This is a genomic window from Methanosarcina sp. 1.H.T.1A.1 (assembly GCF_000979295.1).
Lineage (GTDB): Archaea > Halobacteriota > Methanosarcinia > Methanosarcinales > Methanosarcinaceae > Methanosarcina.
In genome coordinates this window covers 1-19,059 of record NZ_JJQY01000091.1, presented here as the reverse complement: position 1 = coordinate 19,059, position 19,059 = coordinate 1, and the positions used below count along the sequence as shown (strand labels likewise).

14 protein-coding genes, 1 tRNA gene and 1 pseudogene are annotated in these 19,059 nt (G+C 38.8%); 6 read left to right on the top strand and 10 right to left on the bottom strand.

Annotation, left to right across the window (positions count from 1 at the left end; genetic code table 11):
- Nucleotides 1-15: 15 nt before the first annotated feature.
- Entirely contained in the window at nucleotides 16-360 is a 345-nt protein-coding gene (locus EO95_RS08885) for a hypothetical protein (RefSeq protein ID WP_048133955.1), read from the bottom strand.
- 405 nt (nucleotides 361-765) lie between these two features.
- Nucleotides 766-1,521: an MBL fold metallo-hydrolase gene (locus EO95_RS08880; RefSeq protein ID WP_048133953.1), complete on the bottom strand. Its 756-nt coding sequence runs from the start codon at nucleotides 1,519-1,521 to the stop codon at nucleotides 766-768.
- 238 nt (nucleotides 1,522-1,759) lie between these two features.
- Here EO95_RS08880 and EO95_RS08875 point away from each other — a divergent pair.
- Both EO95_RS08875 and EO95_RS08870 read left to right on the top strand, forming a co-directional pair.
- Nucleotides 1,760-1,844: transfer RNA gene (locus tag EO95_RS08875), tRNA-Leu, on the top strand.
- Nucleotides 1,845-2,025: 181 nt separating this feature from the next.
- Nucleotides 2,026-2,505 carry a DNA-deoxyinosine glycosylase gene (locus tag EO95_RS08870; protein ID WP_048133952.1) on the top strand — a complete coding sequence of 160 codons (480 nt, stop codon included), beginning with the start codon at nucleotides 2,026-2,028 and terminating at the stop codon, nucleotides 2,503-2,505.
- 48 nt (nucleotides 2,506-2,553) lie between these two features.
- Here the strand turns inward: EO95_RS08870 and EO95_RS18020 are convergent, their stop codons facing one another.
- The 4 genes from EO95_RS18020 to EO95_RS08860 form a co-directional block, all read right to left on the bottom strand.
- Nucleotides 2,554-3,165 (bottom strand): hypothetical protein, encoded by a 612-nt coding sequence (locus EO95_RS18020; RefSeq protein ID WP_052733551.1) that lies wholly within the window; start codon nucleotides 3,163-3,165, stop codon nucleotides 2,554-2,556.
- A gap of 138 nt (nucleotides 3,166-3,303) precedes the next feature.
- Complete coding sequence (locus EO95_RS18015; RefSeq protein WP_052733550.1) at nucleotides 3,304-3,555, bottom strand: hypothetical protein; 252 nt, start codon at nucleotides 3,553-3,555, stop codon at nucleotides 3,304-3,306.
- A gap of 55 nt (nucleotides 3,556-3,610) precedes the next feature.
- On the bottom strand, nucleotides 3,611-3,781 hold the full coding sequence (locus EO95_RS18240) for a CRISPR-associated endonuclease Cas1 (RefSeq protein WP_235282940.1): 171 nt from the start codon (nucleotides 3,779-3,781) through the stop codon (nucleotides 3,611-3,613).
- A 125-nt stretch (nucleotides 3,782-3,906) separates the two neighbouring features.
- Complete coding sequence (locus EO95_RS08860; protein WP_048133950.1) at nucleotides 3,907-6,126, bottom strand: PGF-pre-PGF domain-containing protein; 2,220 nt, start codon at nucleotides 6,124-6,126, stop codon at nucleotides 3,907-3,909.
- Nucleotides 6,127-6,787: 661 nt separating this feature from the next.
- On the opposite strand from EO95_RS08860, the gene EO95_RS08855 reads away from it, so the two are divergent.
- Nucleotides 6,788-7,408, top strand: a complete 621-nt coding sequence (locus EO95_RS08855) for a saccharopine dehydrogenase C-terminal domain-containing protein (protein WP_235282938.1) — start codon at nucleotides 6,788-6,790, stop codon at nucleotides 7,406-7,408.
- Between the two features lie 682 nt (nucleotides 7,409-8,090).
- On the opposite strand, the gene EO95_RS08850 is transcribed toward EO95_RS08855, so the two are convergent.
- The 3 genes from EO95_RS08850 to EO95_RS08840 form a co-directional block, all read right to left on the bottom strand.
- Complete coding sequence (locus EO95_RS08850; RefSeq protein WP_048133948.1) at nucleotides 8,091-8,348, bottom strand: hypothetical protein; 258 nt, start codon at nucleotides 8,346-8,348, stop codon at nucleotides 8,091-8,093.
- A gap of 359 nt (nucleotides 8,349-8,707) precedes the next feature.
- On the bottom strand, nucleotides 8,708-10,798 hold the full coding sequence (locus EO95_RS08845) for a bifunctional polysaccharide deacetylase/glycosyltransferase family 2 protein (RefSeq protein ID WP_048133946.1): 2,091 nt from the start codon (nucleotides 10,796-10,798) through the stop codon (nucleotides 8,708-8,710).
- A gap of 278 nt (nucleotides 10,799-11,076) precedes the next feature.
- A complete protein-coding gene (locus EO95_RS08840) occupies nucleotides 11,077-11,484 on the bottom strand; it encodes a DUF1699 family protein (RefSeq protein WP_048133945.1) in 408 nt (135 codons plus the stop codon).
- Nucleotides 11,485-12,502: 1,018 nt separating this feature from the next.
- Between EO95_RS08840 and EO95_RS08835 the strand changes: the two are divergent.
- The 3 genes and pseudogenes from EO95_RS08835 to EO95_RS18570 all read left to right on the top strand — a co-directional run bounded on the left by EO95_RS08835 (nucleotide 12,503) and on the right by EO95_RS18570 (nucleotide 16,827).
- A pseudogene (locus tag EO95_RS08835) lies at nucleotides 12,503-12,811 on the top strand (redoxin domain-containing protein).
- Between the two features lie 421 nt (nucleotides 12,812-13,232).
- On the top strand, nucleotides 13,233-14,096 hold the full coding sequence (locus EO95_RS08830) for a chitosanase (protein ID WP_052733549.1): 864 nt from the start codon (nucleotides 13,233-13,235) through the stop codon (nucleotides 14,094-14,096).
- Nucleotides 14,097-14,796: 700 nt separating this feature from the next.
- Complete coding sequence (locus tag EO95_RS18570) at nucleotides 14,797-16,827, top strand: disaggregatase related repeat-containing protein (protein ID WP_162197356.1); 2,031 nt, start codon at nucleotides 14,797-14,799, stop codon at nucleotides 16,825-16,827.
- A gap of 1,078 nt (nucleotides 16,828-17,905) precedes the next feature.
- On the opposite strand, the gene EO95_RS08815 is transcribed toward EO95_RS18570, so the two are convergent.
- The coding region (locus tag EO95_RS08815; RefSeq protein WP_048133996.1) for a PGF-pre-PGF domain-containing protein at nucleotides 17,906-19,059 on the bottom strand (1,154 nt) is incomplete at its 5' end.

Genomic DNA, 19,059 nt, shown 5'->3' with positions numbered 1-19,059 from the left:
TTCAATCAGTCTTTTTCAGGCAGGACATTCGGAATCGTCATATGATTTTCTGACCTGAGATGCAACCTCTTCACCCAGCCTTTCTGATACATTTTCCACAAAGAGGATAATGTAATTAAAAGGCACGCAGCCCAGGCTTTCTTCTCCGGATAAAATGAGCCTGACAAGGTATTCAAGGTCAGACATGGACAGCAGCTTGATCCTCCTCAGAAAATCGTCTGCATCTTTTGAGTAGTGGTTTGCCAGAGGCGGGAGAATGGAACGATAATGTACTCCTGAGCCGGAACAGAGGAGCGCCTCACATTCCGGGGCAACGGTTTTCAGAATGCCAATATCAAGTTCGGAAAGTATTCTTGCCATGATAATCACCGGGGGTAAAATGTAATTCTGGTCTTTCAGAGCTTTTCACAAACAAAATTCCAATAAGGTAAATTCCAATAAGGTAAATTCCAATAAGGTAAATTCCAATAAGGTAAATTCCAATAAGGTAAATTCCAGTAAGTAAATTCCAGTAAGTAAATTCCAGTAAGTAAAATCCAGATAAGGCAAATCCAGGTAACTTAAATCCCGAATTAAGCCTCAAATTCTTGAAACAGGTGGGAAAACCGGAGAGTTAAAATCTCTGTATTTCTCCGGATTCCACAAAATTTATGATTATAATCAGATTTCAAATATTTATTTCAAATTTTCATAGTTATAATTTTCATATTTCAAATTTTCATAGTTATAATTTTCATAGCTCTAATTATTACAATTTAAATTCCTTTATATTTCAAGTTTCATCAGATCTTCTGCAAGGATCACCTCTCCATCAACATAGTCCTTGAGGCGGTGTATTGCTTCTTTTCCATGCCCTTTCATTTCGGGATAGAAGTGTGTGAGGCAGATACTTCCGATCTCTTTGTTGTAGTCTTCAAGCATTTCAGCCAGCGTGCTCGGAGTTGTGTGGTTTGTTACTTTTGTGCCGGGAGGGAAGGAGCATTCGTGTATCAGGAGGTCGGCTTCAACTGCCAGGTCCATTATATTCCGGCAGGGTTCGGTATCCCCTGAGTAAACAAATTCTCCGTCTTCTGCAGTCACGCGGTATGCCAGAGTCGGAACACTGTGGGAAGCAGTTGCGCAGGTTATCTCGCAGTCAAAACCCTCAGGCGTAAACTCCTTTCCGGGAGAGATCTCTACAACATCCACGTCCACTCCATCCAGAATATACTCATATGCCCCAAGTACCTTCGAGAACCAGTCCTCGGTCCCGTCAGGTCCGTATACTCGCATTTCGGTTTTTCCTCTGAGCCAATTTGCTTTAATGAGGGGGAGCAAATCAGCTACATGGTCAAGGTGAAGGTGTGAGAGAAATACGGTATCCACTTCTGTATGTGGGACTCCTGCATCGGGAAATCTGCTTAAAACGCCGCTTCCACAGTCAATAAGCAGAGGTTTGTCCTCAAGCCTGACAAGTATGCCGGACTGTACCCGACCCTTTTCAGGGATCGCAACTCCAGTACCAAGAAATGTAATCTCCATGAAGTAGAGAATAAACTTTAAATAATTTAACTTTATTTAGTGCATGTTCGCATAAGGAAATTTTTGCGGCTCAAAACCAGCCTGCTTTTATTCAGGCGCAAATGTTGTTCAGCCAGTCCAGAGGTATCAAACTTAATAAACTATTTACAGGACTGAACAAAATCCGAGGAAAAGAGCTAAAAGCAAAAAGGCTATTTAAAGGTAGGACAGGCAAAAATAAAAAGTTACTCTTCAATTTGCGAGGGTTGCCCAGCTAGGTCAAAGGCGCCGGACTTAAGATCCGGTATCGAAGGATTTCGTGGGTTCGAATCCCACCCCTCGCACTCTTCTTTTGGGTAATAGGTAACTCGAATTTTTTGTGCGTTACTGACAAATTTCAACAGCACAGTTTTTCTTAAAGTTGCCCTGGTCAAAAATCACAATATTTTTTATTAAACAGTTTTAATTTTAAGTAGTTGTTTAATTGACAAAGTTTATCATATTTAAAGTGCTAAAATTTTTGTAATGATCCAAAGAATCAAAGGTTTAGATCCAATAATTTATGACAATACAGAAATATTGATTATCGGAACTTTTCCAGGTAAAAAATCAAGGGATCAAAATCAATACTATTATGATTCTCGAAATCAATTCTGGAATATAATGCGTGATGTGCTTAATACCGACTTTTTGAATTTAGAATATAAAAACAGAATCAATATTCTACAGGAATGCAAAATAGGACTATGGGATGCTATAGAATCTTGTGAAATAGAAGGGAGTTTAGACAAAAACATCAAAAAACCAGAGTATAATGACTTTTCTCATTTAACTCAAGTAAAGAAAATAATCTGTAATGGAAAAGCAGCAGAAAAAAAATACAAAAAACATTGCAAAGTACTAAATAGTGTGGAGGTTTTAAGGGTTCCATCTTCTAGTTCTGCAAATAATGGTTCAATTGGTCGATCTGAACAATGGAAGAACGCAATAACTGGTCTACTTTAAAAAATAATCATATTCACCATTTGGAGTTATCAAGGATGAATTTTGAAGTTAATCTTTTTTCATATAGTAGTAATCAATTATCATCCTCATAACTTTCGTATTCATATTAAAATCCCCATCTTTTAAGACTCTATCCTTCATCTTTTTTAAAGTACTCCTGTACTTTATTCCAAGTTCCTTAGCTTCTTTTGGACTTATGTTTAAAATTTTCTGTTTAATCTCTTCCTCATTAATGAAAGCCTGAGCACCAGTAATATCTAAAGGCTGATCCTCAATGTTGTTGGCTTCTTTCCCAATGTAAACCAACCCATCAGCCTGAATATGTTTTCTCTCTAAAACCCCTATCTCTCCATCAAACTTATTTTCAAGATGTTCAACATATTGTAAAATCGTCCTGCTCAATGATTTGAAATATTGAGATCCTTCTTTGATTTCTCCAGTCTCGTAATCAATAAAAGGCTCATAGACTATTTTTTGATAATCCTTTGTAAAAGGAGCCAGAGGCTTAACAGCCTTATTATTTTCTTTAATTACCTGAAATCCTACAAGGAAGAAGTTAAAAGGCTTTATCTGTTCGTTCCAAGGTTTTCCTTCATTCAGTTTCTTGAACCTGTTCAATATATTGGGTGTAGTAATAGTAAGCCTGGAAATTGCATACAAGTTTGAATACTTCTCTCCAATGTCCCTTTCAGTAATTAGCCCATAATGAAGTTTAAGAATATCCTGCCAGATTTCTGCCTGCCAATCTTCATCTGAATTCGGGAACGGGTTTGTTAAATGCCCAAGCCCATGAAGCTTTTAAGACATTTCATCTTCCATGAACCTGATTTTTCCCTCCTTATAAGTGTATAGAGCATACCTTTTGGAAGCAATCCCATAAAACCAGAGATCTTTTTTTTCAGGTTTGAGCAATGGAATATCAATGTTATAGGGGTTAAGAGGCTGAAAGAACCCTACAAGCTCCTGAGCTTTTTCAAGAGGCACAAACACAGAATCAGTATCCATGTATGCGTGAATAACTCCAAGTTCTTTTAACCTGGCTTTAGCCATTGTTAAGAAAAGCCTGGCTCCTGAAGGTCATAGACTAAGCTGTTCTTGCTTGGTGTCATTTCATGCAAATCTTGCTTGGTGTCATTTCATGTAAAAAGCCTACATGAATATCCAGACCTACAGAATTAACGGCTCTCAGACACTCAGATTCAAGCAGAGAATAGCCATAATTGAGCATGGTGTTTACCACATCTCCTGAACCCATAGCTCTTCTGTACTGATCTATCCTGGAACAAAAATCATATTCCTCTGGAACAGCCTTTGAAAAAGAGGCTTTGAGAATCCCAAACGAACTTAAAAAATGTAAGAAATTAGATAGTGGAATCAGTTATCCCACCATCTAACTGCAATTTATCTTCTTCTATACAAAAACACTCCAAGCAGCCCGATAACACAGTAAATCATTTCAAATCCAGGCATGCTTGTTTTTTCCTGCTCAACTTCTGATGCTGTATTGTTTTGTTCAAGATCCTGAGTGTCAGGTTCAGGCAGGATTTCAGTCACAGTTTCTTTTGCTGTTTTCTCACCTGTTATTGCAAAGGGCGAGAATCCCGGAGTTTCTGCTGTGAAATACATATATTTTTCATCGTCTTTTGAGTGTTTGGTGGGCAATGGATTCCATTTCTTGTCACTGTACCTGTTCAGGATGATTGAAGACTGGTCAATGCCTTTATCCTTCATCCAGGCCTTTTCAATTTTGAAACACACGACTGCGTTTTCGATATTCTTCTCAGTTGCATATCCACTGTTGCCAACCCAGATATTGAGGTAATTGTAGACCTCGCCTTCGGGTGTTTCCGGGGTAAGCTTAGATTTATTTTTCAGCATCTCAACAATTGTCGTCGTCTTGCCAACAGTCTTCTTTGAATCGAAGCTCAAATATAAAACAGCAGTGGCGTTCTTTGGGAAATTAAACTTTACAGGGTTTCCGTTTGTAATGAAGGCCTGTGAAAGTTCCTTCACTTTGACATTCGTTGCAGGTTCAGGAGAACCCCCGCCTCCACCGCTACTGTGGCTGCTTCCTCCGCTGCTCCTTCTATCTACAATTATCTGAACAGTTTTTGAATTCGTGCCGTTTGCATTGATCGCGGTCAAGTTAGCGGTGTAAGTCCCTGCAGAAGCATACTCATAAACAAAAATTGCTTCAGTTGAGTCTGCTACTCCGTCATTGTTAACATCCCAGCTCCTCGATGTTGCGTTTTGTGAACAGTCAGTAAAGGTGACTGAAAGTGGAGCATAACCACCTGTAGCACTGGTACTGAAGTCTGCTACAGGAAGCTGCAGTACGACGATAACAGCAGTTTTTGAATCCGTGCCGTATTCATTACTTACTGTCAGGTTAACGTTATAGCTTCCTCCTGCAGAATAAGTATGCGTTGGATTCCGATTATCTGATGTACTTCCATCTCCAAAGTCCCATGACCAGGATGCTGGAAGTCCAGCTGATGTATCCGTGAACGCTACATTCAGCGGCGCAAATCCAGTTGTCAAATCACTGGTGAAATTAGCAACTGGAATTGTCGGTTGAATTACCGTAATTGTTTTAGTCATCGATTGACTGGAAACGTCATTTTTTACCGTTAAAGTAGCCGTATAAGTTCCCGGTGTTGTATATGTATGAGTAACAGTTGCAGTACTGCTGTTAGCCGAATTGTCACCGAAATCGAGCTGTTCAGCTGTCTGGTTGACGCTGTAATCCACAAAAGCTACAGCTTTCCCTACCAATACACTATCTGTAGAAACTGTGAAATTTGCAGTCACAGTAGAGAATCTGGGGGACGACTGCATCCAGGAAGGATTACCCAGGTCTTCCATGCGATAAAATACTCCGCCCTTCTGGTAGGTATAATTCAGGATTGATTCCAGCCTCGATGTTGAAGTTTGATAGTCTCCGTTAACGGTTGGAGTAATTGCATGCCCGTATAACACCAGTACAGTCCCATTTTGTATTGCTTCATCAATTCCATATTGTATAGACTCCAGGGTAGCACCAGAATTGTCATCTATTTCAACAGCATACAGAACTTGAGTCGGATTGGAGAAATTGTAATAAGCGGCTGATTCATTTACATCCATTCCGTCCATAGTATCGAATTCCGTCGATCTAAGTGTCCGGAAGTATGGAGCTAGTAATGCATCAGTAGTATTATCTCTACTTGAATAGGGATATGCTAGGGAATAAGCTGGATAACCATAACTGGTCATTTCTGCGATGTTCGGGAGTATTTCCTGGTCCAGCCACTCTTCAGAAGTGTGATTCTTTAGAAATTCAATTGAATCTGAGTGATTGTACCCATGCGCAGCTATTTCCCATCCAGCCGCCTGCAGTGCACTCAGGTTAGCTGTTGTACCCTCTCCCCATGTACTTAATGAATTTATGTTCATAGTGCATGTGGCATTATACGACTCGAATATTGGTAGATTTTGATAACACGGACCAATATTATGTGTGTCATCCCAGCATAGAGCAATACCTCCTGGATTAGCTGCATTAGCAGTACCAGCCAGACTAATTACTAGTATGAGAAATAGTCCACATTTTACATATGGTTTAAACTTATGAAATTTCATTATTATCAGACCTCGTTAGTGAGACAATATTAACCGGTTTCACTTTATAAATTAATTTCAAAAGCCTAATTTTCCCCATTAAAATGCAAAAACCTCTTTTTTGGCGAATGAGGCAAGATTCTTCCTTTTGTAGTTTGCTGCAACTCCAACGTTATTTTTAGTGCATGTGCCTGGCATGAACTCTGTTTTCGGACTTTGATGTGTACAAAAATGTTCTTTTAACCAGAACATTCAATCTTAAACTACACACACCGTCTGGTTTTGAGCTGCAATCTTGATGGCAAAGAGTGTAAATTTTATTAGATAGTATATAATACAACACTCTGATATTTATACATAAGTGATTCGAGTCTATACAGAGTTCGTAGATAATTATGTCCATAAAAAATCGATATAGTTTCGAGTGTAAACATTAGCATTTAAGCCGTATGATAGCTTATAGTTTTATAGTGTATAACCAGAATCAGCAAGTAAAAACACGGAATAGCCGTTCCTGTACTAAGCGCTCACATAAATAAGAAAAGTTTGATTTGTAGAAGAAAACCTATCTACATCAGCTTCGACAGGCCAAAAATCAAAGTTGCGCTGGCGCACCCCGCAGCAAGCTAGATGGGTATTCGACTGAAATAAAAGACCGAAAAATATGATTTTCTTGCCCCAGATGGGCATGAATACATGGGTCAGATCGTGGATACCGGATGAAGAAATTGTAGGTATGGCGATCCGTCATGGCGAATCATATGGCCTTTCAAAACTGTTAACTGTTCGGGAAGATGGAGAGGCGGTCTATAGGCCTACCGTACATTATGCTTATATGCCCTGTCATGATACACTTTCCTCTCTTTGCGAATTGCGAGGCCGAAATTATGAGCTTCAACCCAGACTCAGGATTATGACAAATGAAATCGTATCTGGCGAGGACATAATAGGGGCACTCTTGATGGGCCATTCTTATAATTCCTGGTGGACCGGGAGCTCATTGAGCATTGAAGAGGCCAGACCCCTTGCTCCCGGTCAGAATGCTACTACTCTTCAGGTAGCTGCAGGCATTGTTGCTGCTATACTCTGGATGCTTGAAAATCCGCGAGAAGGTATTAAAACACCTGAGGACTTACCTCACGATTTTGTCCTGGATATTGCCAAACCGTATCTTGGAAAATTTATTTCCACACCTTCGGACTGGACACCGCTTAAAAATCGCAAAGTATTTTTCAAAGAAAATCCAGCTGTGAAACCCAATCCCGATCCATGGCAATTCGAGAATTTCCTTTTCGTAGGTTAATCCTTGGTAAACTACCCCTCCAGGGCAGACTGATGTCTGTCAAGGCAGGGGTATAAAAGTAATTTGCCTGTGTTCTCACTGAACTGGATACAAAAGGACCCAAAAAGGACACAACTATATCCTAAAAAATTTAATCCAGGATACATGCCTGAAGAGAAAAGGTAAATAAACTGCTGGATACCTGTAAGCCTCTATGAGAAGATTTAGAGCCTGGTCTTGTAGGAGTTCGTGCGTTCGAATCGCACCTCTTACATCTACCTTTTTGATGTAAATTGTTTCCCCACATATTCTATTTTGTCGCGATGCTCTTTGTAAGTAAATCGCTGTGTAGTGACTATTATTTATTAGCTACATTTTGCCTAACTATTTACGGTGTGATTCAGATATTAAGTCACATTACTTCCGTGTATTTTGTAAACACTAACATAATTTTCGACGATGTATCTATTCAGTCAGGTTCTGTTTACTATTTCGCGCAATAACATGTCACGTCCAGCGAATGATTGAAACACTTCGATATGCGCAGGTCCTGAGAACAAAAGTCAATTTCTTCGATTTTTGTATCTGTGAGTAATTTTGCATACACCTCGGACTTTAACATCCTACTCATTTTTGATGATCCATATTTCCCTAGCAGAGCTGACGTTCTGAACAAGGTGGTGCAGGTTTTCAAGAATTTCGTTTAAAAAGCCTTGGAGTCCAAACGATTGATCAGACTTGCATGCAGGAGGACTTGGACTATTTCCTTCCGATCTATGACAACGGCTGTGAGCATATAATATGCCTTTTCTCCCATGTACTCACCTGAAAGGTACAGGACTTTTCCGTATTCAATTGAAAACTCATCAACTTTGTACAGCCCGTTTTTGCACGTGTGGGAAAGGAAATCAATGAGTTTTCCAGGAGCTATATGTTCAAAATTTACGATTGTATTAGTCATCGGTATAATTTAGAGTGGGATAGATTCAAGATCCTCGACGGCAAAGCGAGCGTTCTATAAGCCGACTGCTTTATATTACACCTGAGCGGGCGGTAAGTGCGAGCGAGGGGCAGAGAATTCCAGAGATTGAAATATATCCACATCATGGCCCCGATTCTGTAACATCTCTGATGCATTACCAGAGCCTGAGTTTTACTGATTCGGAGCTCAGGGACATAAAGGAGAGGCTTACTTAATGGGGAATTCTTCAAAGGAATTGAATTAAAAAATACGGGATGCAACAGGACTGTAATATAAAATTTATAAAAAAATAAGGGGAATTGACCCCTGTAGAATATATTTTTTTGTAATCTTTTTTATTATCTTACCACAAAAGTCTTTGCACCGAATTTAACTTTTACTCCTTTACCTGTTAGGTAGCAGAGGAAAAGGATACTGAGTACTACCACTTTTATTGTCGCATAGATCAATACATATGGTATCAGCATTAGTAATAATTTTTTGTCTGTGGCAAATAATGGACCAATGAGTATGAGATACAGCATTATGGAGAATGCAAGACATAAGGTCCCACTCATCAGTACCAATGGGATGTTATCATATTGAAGGATTAAGATCGGCATTGATAAGATCAGGATGATAGAACAAATCCCAATAATATATCCTGAGTAGTTGAATATCATCCAAAGGTTTCTCACTGCCCATTTTTTGTGGAGCCTCCATAACTGGAGATTTCCGTACCACCATCTCTTTCTCTGTTTATACCACCCTTTAACAGTCTCAGGTGCGTTCGTGTAAACTATTGCTTTTGGTTCTTGAATTATCTTAATGGAGTTTTTAAGAGCCTTGATTGTAAAGTCTGCATCTTCAACTATGGTTTCGTTACTGAATTTAATTACGTCACATACTTTGCACCTGACCGCAGTAAGAGGGCCCGGGCATACGAGAATACTGCCAGACAAACCCTGAAGATGGCGGGTAATTTCCTGTTCTGTGCGATATTCAATCATCTGGAAGTACTTCATGAATCCCTTTTTTCCGTGATTATCGTGGATATAAACATTTCCTGCCACCATCTGGGTATCTTTATTCTCGTTGAGACATTTCACTAACGAGCTCACCGCATTTGGCGCCATATACGAATCTGAATCCGTAAAGATCAGGATGTCTCCTTTTGCAATCTCAATCGCTTTATTAAGCGCGTTTGCTTTTCCCCCATTCACTTTAAGATCGAGAAGTTTTACAGGATATGTTGAAATAATCTCTGCAGTTCGGTCACTGGACCCGTCATTAACAGCGATTACTTCCATTTCTCCCTTATAGTCCTGGTCAAGGATTGACTGAAGACATTTACCGATTGCTTTCTCTTCATTATAAGCCGGAGCAATAATGGAGACTAACATCGGCCCTTTTGTACGAGGATCTTTCGGATCTCGACCATCTTTAAGTAGATGCTTATTTTGTTTCCTTTTCTTCTGCCACTCTGATAACAACTTCCATATCACTAAAAATGAAAGCGGCAACAGCGTGGTTATGATAAAGAACCCGAAATAGATCACCATTATCTTATTTACATTTATATTTCCGATAGTAGGGTTGTCGCCTTTCCCAGCTCCCGCAGGAATAACTGAAAATGCAACCTGTCCTACTGATTTGTATTGAGTTAACTGGGCCATGTCGGAGATTACTTCTGGTTGGGTATTCACCTCGACATCGTCTACCCTGATTGTGATATTCATCTTATTAGTCGATGATAAGTAATCAGTGAGAAACTGCTTTGTATATGGATTCCAGTCCTGTACGTGGAGCAGAATGATTGTCGGATTCTCCTCCTTTATTTGCTCGGAAGCCTCTTGGAACCGGGGGTCTTCAAAGCTTTCCATTGTACGCCAGTCCCATGTATATTCGTTTCTATAGTATCCATTCGTTTCGAGAGCAGGTAATCGTGTTGAGATTCCATTGCTCTCTATTTCCTGTTTTAAGGACGCATCTATTACTCCATTAATGGGTTCAAGTGGGAGGATGAATGCTACAGGGACAATCCCTGCTTTTTCAAAGACCTGCTTTCCCTTTTCTATGTTTTCTTTTATTTGCAATGGTGTTAGAGTTGAATAGTCTTCGTGTACCCATCCGTGCATTGCAATAAGAACTCCTCTATCCTGCACGTCCTTCAGTGCATCGACAAGTTCTGGTTCTTCCAGAATAGTGGTACTTCCTGGAGTGCTACCGTTCAAGTGATTAATTCCCATGTAAAGAAATAATCCCACAGAAACGGTGATTAATACAGCCAGAAGTAATGAGGCAATCGGTATACATTTATTTATAAGATGATTGTCGGATAAGTCCGAAAGCTTTTTCTCTCTCTTCTCTTTTCGGCTAAATACGATATCTGGATACACTACTTTTATTCTTTGATTTTTTGCAAAATCTCCGATATCTTTCTTAGTCATAATAACCCCCCCACATCCTCCCCCATCTGATTGCTTGATAGCTAACAGATATTAAATGGAGATTTCAAATGATGTTAGTATCTAGTGCTTCGATTCCAAAATAAATTCCTGATTTAGTGGGAAATATTAGTGATCGGTAAATAGATTCAAAAGTCAACTTTTGTGAACCTACTTCGGAATCGCAGTACTAGTTTTATCCTGAGTAATTTCGATCCAATTCCTTTTTATGTTTTAATCTTCAGCAAATTCTTAAGGGCCATACTTTATCCTATTTGAATTTAAACAGGAGTTTCCTTGGTCAGGATATAAGCAATCATTTCAGGGTTCAGCTTGCTTTCCCTTGCAACCTTTTCTTCGATTCTCTCAGCAGGTGTACCCTCCATCTTCAGTTCTCTTATCTTCTCAATCACTGAGGACGGGATACTGTAATATTCATTAATGTCTTTCCTGTGGCCCCACACATCTCCTTCGATAAGCTGGATTCTCTGCATTTCAAGGAACATTTCTATGGACTTTGAAACCGTTCGCCTGTAAGATTTAGGCAACTGAATAACTTCAATCTTCGGGCAAGTCTCAACCAGTGCAAAGATGTCCTTGTTCGAAGGCCTGAAGGCCAGGTGAACTACACGCTCATTAGGGTTAAGTGTAAAGATTTCTTCCCTGGAACTAACTACTCTAATTTTCATATTTTTCCCCCACTGTTAAGCTATTTCTTGATTTACTTTGGTTTTAGTTTCTAATTGCTTTAGGTTAAATGTAAAAATTAAAAAAATTATACTGTCTATATAAAACTTAATAAATTTATACAGACATGAGTGAGGAAACTTTCCCTCTCTTCACTTTTTTCTGAGCAGCTGAAAGGCATTCAAATGTACCGTAAATTGCCTTTTCTTCCACTTTTTTTCAGGACTACAAATTCATGCCCACAAATTGGACATTTTTTCATTACTTGCCTCGTTAATTTTACCCAATTGCGTTTTCCTCTTCACTTTTAAGTTCTTTTATGATCGTACTTTGATATAAAGAAAGTATACTTCGTTATATATAGTTACGCATTGAACTAATATTATTTAGATAGTATTCCGGAAATACTGGTCACATAAGATTTACTTAATTGGCCTAAAAGATCTAAAAAAGCGGCAGTGTACCGATTTTTCTGAAAAATCACAAATTTCATGAAGTTCTTGGGTAGAAAATTCCACATCGTAAGATAAATTACCCTCATGGTATACAAAAATTTGACTTCGAATTTACAGCAAATTCGCGACACTGCCCTAAAATATTCCCTTAATTCTACGTATTTTATAAATTTCTATGTATACATAATACTGTTCTGTTACCAAATCAACGGTTATAGATTAAACTGTAACTCGGAAATCCATCCAGCACGTAGAATTTAGGAACTACTTTAAATACCAGAAACTCAGGCGTTAGCGAATAGGGTTAATAGAACAGAGGTCGAACGAGTTCATTTTACGAGATGTAAAGGTCAGAAACACATGCCATTAAGGCCATTACTAATTTAAATAGATAAACAAATATAAAGTTAGGGAAATTTATGACAACCGAGGTAAAAATAGGGAAAACTATCCAGAACTTCCGGTTAAAGGACCAGAGGAGAGAAGAAATGCATCTTTATGACCTTAAAAGAAAGTCCTTCTGTCCTTCCACCTGCTTGCCTGGACGCAGGTCTGCGCACAACAGATGAAATCACTTGAAGAAAATCATGAGCTCTTTGCCGAACTGAACACAGTACCCTTGGTATAAGTGTGGACTCCATGCCTTCAAAAAAAACCTGGGCAAGGGCTGGGGATTACGCACATCAGGTTCCTTTCGGATTTCTGGCCGCATGGGGAGGTTGCCAGAACATACGGGATATTCAAAGAAAAAGAAGGAGTCTCTGAAAGGGCGAATATCATTATTGACGAAAATCAGAAAGTAATCTTCTTCAAGAAATATCCGGGGCACGAGCTTCCGGATCTAAAGGAGATCATAGAGATTCTCAAGAGATAATTAGTCTAAAAAGGGAAGCTTCTAAAGTTTCTATTTAGTCACAATCCCAGAAATGGGTTTATGAACTGAGGTGATTCGGAACTGCGGATCTGAAGAAAAATACTTATAAAGAAAACTCCTATTTCCATTCATGACTTTTCTAAATTTTTTAGTAATGGGGCGGACATATCTTTAAGTTTCTATAATATGTTTTGATTTTTTAATTTTCGTTAAAAATTATAAGACTGAAGATCAGGATGTATAAATTTAATCCTCTAAAGAGAAAAAAATAAGAAAATGCTCTCGACAATGTGAAAATATGCGTTCTGTAGTGTGGCGGGTTTAATCTGGGCATATTTTCATCACTAAAAAGTATTGGATCTGATCAATTGCACCCCAACGAGCTAAACATCGGATAAAAATTATTGGGAGAAAAAATAATATGAAGATTAATAAATATTTAATATGGTTCCTTGCTCTATTTTTATTTGTTGTGGGGGTTACTTTTATGCCCAAAGGAGATACTGAGTACCCATCAAATAATACTGAGTATCCATCAAATAATACTGAGTACCCATCAAATAATACATCGAATATGAAAAATGTAATACTTCAGATGACCTCAACATTAGAAAACAGCGATACTCAGCTACATTTTAATTATGCTGAAAACCTGGGAGACGAGCGTGGTATTACATTTGGGTGTATCGGGTTCTGCACCGGGACTTATGACGGGAACATCCTTATAAAACATTACACTGAATTGAATCCTGATAATACCCTGGCAAAATATATACCTGCCCTGGATAAAATAGACACTGGCCCTCACGATGCAGCAGACGGAGACGGAAATCCTAGCGTAGAGGGATTATCTGGTTTTATACAGGACGTTAATTCGTGTGATGACCCTCTTTTTAAAAATGCTCAGATAGACAAATTGGATGAACTCTATTATAATCCTGCAATGGAAATTGCCGACTCGATAGGCGCAAAAAATCCACTTACTAAAGCTTTCATCTATGACATGTGCGTCCGGCATGGAGTGGACCAGACAGAAGACATCATAAAGGATGCTGGTACAACCCCAAAACAGGGAACCGATGAGAACACATACCTCCAGAAATTAATTTCACTCAGGGATGCAAAATTAAAACAGGAAGGTATCGAAGACGTAAACAGAAATCAAGGATATAAAAAATTATTGAATAGTGGAAATGTTGATCTTAAGACCCCATTTACTTTCGTTGCATATGGAGATTCCTTCACTATTGATGGTAAATTATATCTAGGTGAATACCAGCAATGAAACTAAGTTGAAGATGTAAACGATTCCAGTTTGCTGTAATAAACATTCAGATCTGATGAAGTTAACCTTGATTGACCTACTCTTATCTAGATTATTGTAGCTATAGTAACTTCTGCTTAGCCACAAGTATTTCTGCTGCCATTATTGCCATCTAACCAAAAGTCGTGAGATAGTCCCGCCTTGCAAGGCACTTGTAACTGTTTTTGTTGGATTCAGATATCGGTTGTAATCAAAACATGTTCTAAAAAATTGTTTTAGGAACTAAGATGGTTCGAAACAAGGGATCTGGACGAAAAATATTTATAAAGAATATTTCTATTTATATTCATGAACTTTTCTAAATTTTTAACTAACATGAAGGATATATTTTTGCGTTTATATAATACTCTTTGGTTTTTAATTAGTTTAAAATTGCAAGTTTATTGCTGTAATTGTATTATATGAGAAATATGAGGACGCAAAGACAATTATAATATTTTTTAGAAAAGTTAGAGGCAGATAAGACCTCCGAAAAAGGTGCATAAGTTTAAGCTGTTAATGAGGAAAAAACAGACAAAAATACTCTTGACAATAAGAATATATGCATTCTGTAATGTCAGGGGTTTAATCCGGGTATATATCCGTCACCAAAAAGGATTGGATTTGATCAATGGCTCCCCAATCAACTAAACGTCGGATAAAAATTATTTGGAGAAAAAATATGAAAATTAATAAATATTTAATATGGTTCCTTGCTTTATTTCTATTTGTTGTGATGGTTACTGTTATGCCCACAGGAGCTGCCGAGAATACATCAAATATGAAAAATGTAATACTTCAGATGACCACAACATTAGAAAACAGTGATACTCAGCTACATTTTAATTATGCTGAAAACATTGGAGACGGGCGTGGTATTACATTTGGATGTATCGGGTTCTGCACCGGGACTTATGATGGGAACATCCTTATAAAACATTACACCGAATTGAATCCTGATAATGTCCTGGCAAAATACATACCTGCCCTGGATAAAATAGATGCTGGATCTCACTATGCAGCAGATGGAGACGGAAACCCTAGCGTAGAGGGATTATCTGGTTTTATACAGGACGTTAATTCGTGTGATGATCCTCTTTTTAAAAAGTCTCAGATGGACAAATTGGATGAACTCTATTATAATCCTGCAATGGAAATTGCCGATTCGATAGGCGCAAAGAATGCACTTACTAAAGCTTTTATCTATGACATGTGCATCAGGCATGGAGTTGACGGGGCAAAAAGCATCATAAAGAATGCGGGCACAACCCCAAAACAGGGAGCCGATGAGAATACATACCTCCAGAAATTATTATCACTCAGGGACACAAAATTAAAGCAGGAAGGTGCAGGAGACGTAAACAGAAACCAGGGATATAAAAACGTCTTGAATAGTGGAAATATTGATCTTAAAACTCCATTTACGTTTGTTGCTTATGGAGATTACTTCACTATTGATGGTAAGTTAGATCTGGGTGAACAGCAGCAAGAAACTACAGTTGAAGATAGGAAAAATTCTACTGATGCTGTAATAATAGAAGCTGACAACCGTTTGCGTGAGGCTTCTCCTGATATTGTCTACCAGAGTTCATCCTTTATTGATGTAGGTGGAATTAAGAGTTTCAGGTATAGGGATGTAATGCGGTTTGACCTTAGCGAATATACCAGTGATTCCCATGTTAGTAACGCAACCCTCTCTCTCTACTGGTATTATCCTGCAGGAACCTCAAGGCCAAATGATACTGTGATTGAGGTTTACAGGCCTGCTTCTACCTGGGACCCAGATTACGTGAGCTGGAATAAGAGAAACAGTGGTATTGCATGGAAAAATCCAGGAGGAGACTGGTACGATAAAAACGGTGTTTTGCAGGGCAGCACTCCGTATGCTACAATAACCATTAAAGGCAGTACTCTGCCTGACAACAGGTACTATGAGCTGGATGTAACCGAGCTTGTAAAAGAGTACACCAGTGGAAAGTACGAAAATACTGGTTTTCTGATAAAAGCCCGCACGGAAAACAACAATTACATAGCTTTTTACAGCTCCGAAGCCGGGAACGAAAACCATAAACCCAGGCTTGCCGTAACCGAACAAGCATCAGTGGACCCAATTATTGATGTAACCCCAGTCACTGATGTTACCGTGACAGGGGCAATGGACAACCGCCTGCGTGAAGCTTCCTCTGACACTGTTTTCAAGAGTTCCACCTTTATTGACGTCGGTGGAATTAAGAGTTTCAGGTATAGGGATGTAATGCGGTTTGACCTTAGCGAGTACGAAGCTTCCGGGGAAGTTAGTGATGCGACCCTTTCTCTTTACTGGTATTATCCTGCAGGAAGCTCAAGGCTTCAGGATACTGTGATTGAGGTTTACAGGCCGGCTTCTGCCTGGAATTCGGACTACGTAAGCTGGAACAAAAAGGACAAAGGTGTTTCATGGATAAATCCCGGAGGAGACTGGTACGATAAAAATGGTATTTCTCAGGGCAGCACTCCGTATGCTACAATAACCATTAAAGGCAATAGCCTTCCTGATAACAGGTATTACAAACTTGATGTAACCGATCTCGTAAAAGAGTATACCAGTGGAAAGTACGAAAATACTGGTTTTCTGATAAAAGCCCGCACAGAGAGCAATAACTATATCGCTTTCTCTAGCAGCGATGTCGGGAACATAAATCAGGTGCCAAAACTTCAACTGGCATACAGCTAAACGCTTAGATGTCCTTTAAGAGGATGTCTTAAAATTCAAACCATTTCTACAATTGGATAATGGGAAACGTTAACTTTAAATTCATATCGTAAATTTTCCAAAATTCAGGTACACATTGACCTTACGGATAGTACTTTAAGGACTTACGCACTCGATATATAAAATCAAGTACATTAAACATCATGGTTAAAATTTACATTTTAGACATTTAACGGTTTAATGCTACCTTTTTTCAGTTCAAGTGCGTACAGTTCTTTCTCAATTGTAGAATAAAATTTAATTTTAAGACAGGCTCTAAGGAAGTATCCCGAAATGCTGGCTGCAGGAAATTTTAATTTCCCGGTGCTTGCGTTTCGCCGATATTCCGCAGATGTCTTCAAAAAAATAACATTTTTCTTGCTATCGTTTTTGGAGAATTATTAGGAAATCTGCAGTTATAATCTCAACTGAAGCTTCGGGAAATGGGTGCTGGAAGCCTTCAATGACGGCAAAATGTAATAAATTGTGGGATATTTCAAAAACACATGTTTGAGTAACCAGGGCGATTTTCCGAAAAAACGATAGCAGGAAAAATTGTGAAAATTGAAAGGACATCTGCGGAAAGTGGGTTATAGATTTTGAATTCATTATTCTTGTTACAAAATATCCTCTTGATCACCACGGAATCGTTTCCTGTACTTATAGCGAACTTGAAATTGAAAAAGTGATTGATGAAGTGCTGCCCAAGTTTGGGCAGCACAAGCTTCCTGATATACAGGAGATCATACAGGTTCTGAAAAATATCTGTAAAGATAACCGAATACTCCGAATTTTTGAAAAAATGTCTAAAATTAGATTCAATAGGCAAAAACAAAAAAGACGGGTGTACAGACATAAAGAAACTTAGAACAAAAATCAGGGTAAAAAGCTTATCACTTTCGGCATTTTGCTTCAAATAATATAAATATCCCTAAAAGCTCCAGCCTTATCCAATCAAATGCATAAATAAACTTAGAGGGTTCAATACGAACTTAGAAAAGGTAAAAAGATTAGATAGTGGGATCAGTTATTCCTACCATCTAACTGTTATTCATTCGATTTATCTTTTTTTATACAGGAACACTGCAAGCAGACCAGCTATTCCATAGACCATATCAAAGCCTGGCATGCCTGTGTTTTCTTTGTCCTCGTCGGACTCCTTAACTTCTGATCCTGTCTCTCCTATATTCTCTTCAGGGGTATCAGATTCATCTTCGGACTGTATGTCAGTTACAGATCCTCCCGGAGAAGAATCTGACTTCCCTGTTATTGCAAAGAATGAATAACCTGAGACACTGGATTTGAAATACAGATATTTGCTATCTTCTCCTGAAGGGCTTGCTGGGACCTGCTCCCATTTTTTGTCGCTGTATCTGTTCAGAGTGATAGAATCCTGGTCTATCTTTTTATTCTGGATCCAGGACTTTTCAACCTTGAAGCAGAGCACAGGGTTTTCAATATTCTTAGAGGTAGCAAACCCGCTGTTTCCTACCCAGACGTTGAAGTATTTGTAGACCTCTCCTTCAGGCAGCGCGGAAACAAGTGTGGACTTATTTTTTAACTGCTCAGTAATGGTTGTGGTCTTGCCAGCGGTCTTTTTAGCATCAAAACCAACATAAACAACGCAGGTTGCATTCTTTGTGAAATCAAACTGAACAGCTTTTCCGTTTGTGATAAAGACCTGGGAAAGTTCCTTTACTTCAACATTTCTTGCAGGTTCAGGAGAACCCCCGCCTCCACCGCTACTGTGGCTGCTTCCTCCGTCATCGTCTTCCTCATCTACAATTATCTGAGCAGTTTTTGAGGAAGTGCTGTTTGCATTGCTTACTGTTAGTTTAGCGGTGTAAGTTCCTGCTGCAGAATAAATATGAGTTGGATTCTGTTCAGTTGAAGTGGCCCCGTCTCCAAAGTCCCATGACCAGGATGTTGGAAGTCCAGTTGATGTATCTGTGAACGCTACATTCAGAGGCGCAAATCCAGTTGTGGGATTTCTAATGAAATTAGCAGTCACATTAAAAGATATGGAAGGTTGAACCCAGGACGAATTACCCAGATCTCCCATGTGATAAAATTTCCCGCCCTTCTGGTAGGTATAATTTAGAATCGAATCAAGTCTCGATGTTGAAGTTTGATATGGTCCGGGAACATTTGGAGTAATAGTATGACCATATAAAACCAGTACGTACCCATATTTTATTGCGTCATCAATTCCAT

Excerpts from the sequence above, each read along its gene's own strand:
- EO95_RS18570 (WP_162197356.1), top strand. The coding sequence starts at position 14,797 with ATGAAAATTAATAAATATTTAATATGGTTCCTTGCTTTATTTCTATTT.
- EO95_RS08850 (WP_048133948.1), bottom strand. The coding sequence starts at position 8,348 with ATGACTAATACAATCGTAAATTTTGAACATATAGCTCCTGGAAAACTC.
- EO95_RS18015 (WP_052733550.1), bottom strand. The coding sequence starts at position 3,555 with ATGGCTAAAGCCAGGTTAAAAGAACTTGGAGTTATTCACGCATACATG.
- EO95_RS08870 (WP_048133952.1), top strand. The coding sequence starts at position 2,026 with ATGATCCAAAGAATCAAAGGTTTAGATCCAATAATTTATGACAATACA.
- EO95_RS08830 (WP_052733549.1), top strand. The coding sequence starts at position 13,233 with ATGAAGATTAATAAATATTTAATATGGTTCCTTGCTCTATTTTTATTT.
- EO95_RS08855 (WP_235282938.1), top strand. The coding sequence starts at position 6,788 with ATGGGCATGAATACATGGGTCAGATCGTGGATACCGGATGAAGAAATT.
- EO95_RS08845 (WP_048133946.1), bottom strand. The coding sequence starts at position 10,798 with ATGACTAAGAAAGATATCGGAGATTTTGCAAAAAATCAAAGAATAAAA.
- EO95_RS08885 (WP_048133955.1), bottom strand. The coding sequence starts at position 360 with ATGGCAAGAATACTTTCCGAACTTGATATTGGCATTCTGAAAACCGTT.
- EO95_RS08880 (WP_048133953.1), bottom strand. The coding sequence starts at position 1,521 with ATGGAGATTACATTTCTTGGTACTGGAGTTGCGATCCCTGAAAAGGGT.
- EO95_RS08860 (WP_048133950.1), bottom strand. The coding sequence starts at position 6,126 with ATGAAATTTCATAAGTTTAAACCATATGTAAAATGTGGACTATTTCTC.
- EO95_RS08840 (WP_048133945.1), bottom strand. The coding sequence starts at position 11,484 with ATGAAAATTAGAGTAGTTAGTTCCAGGGAAGAAATCTTTACACTTAAC.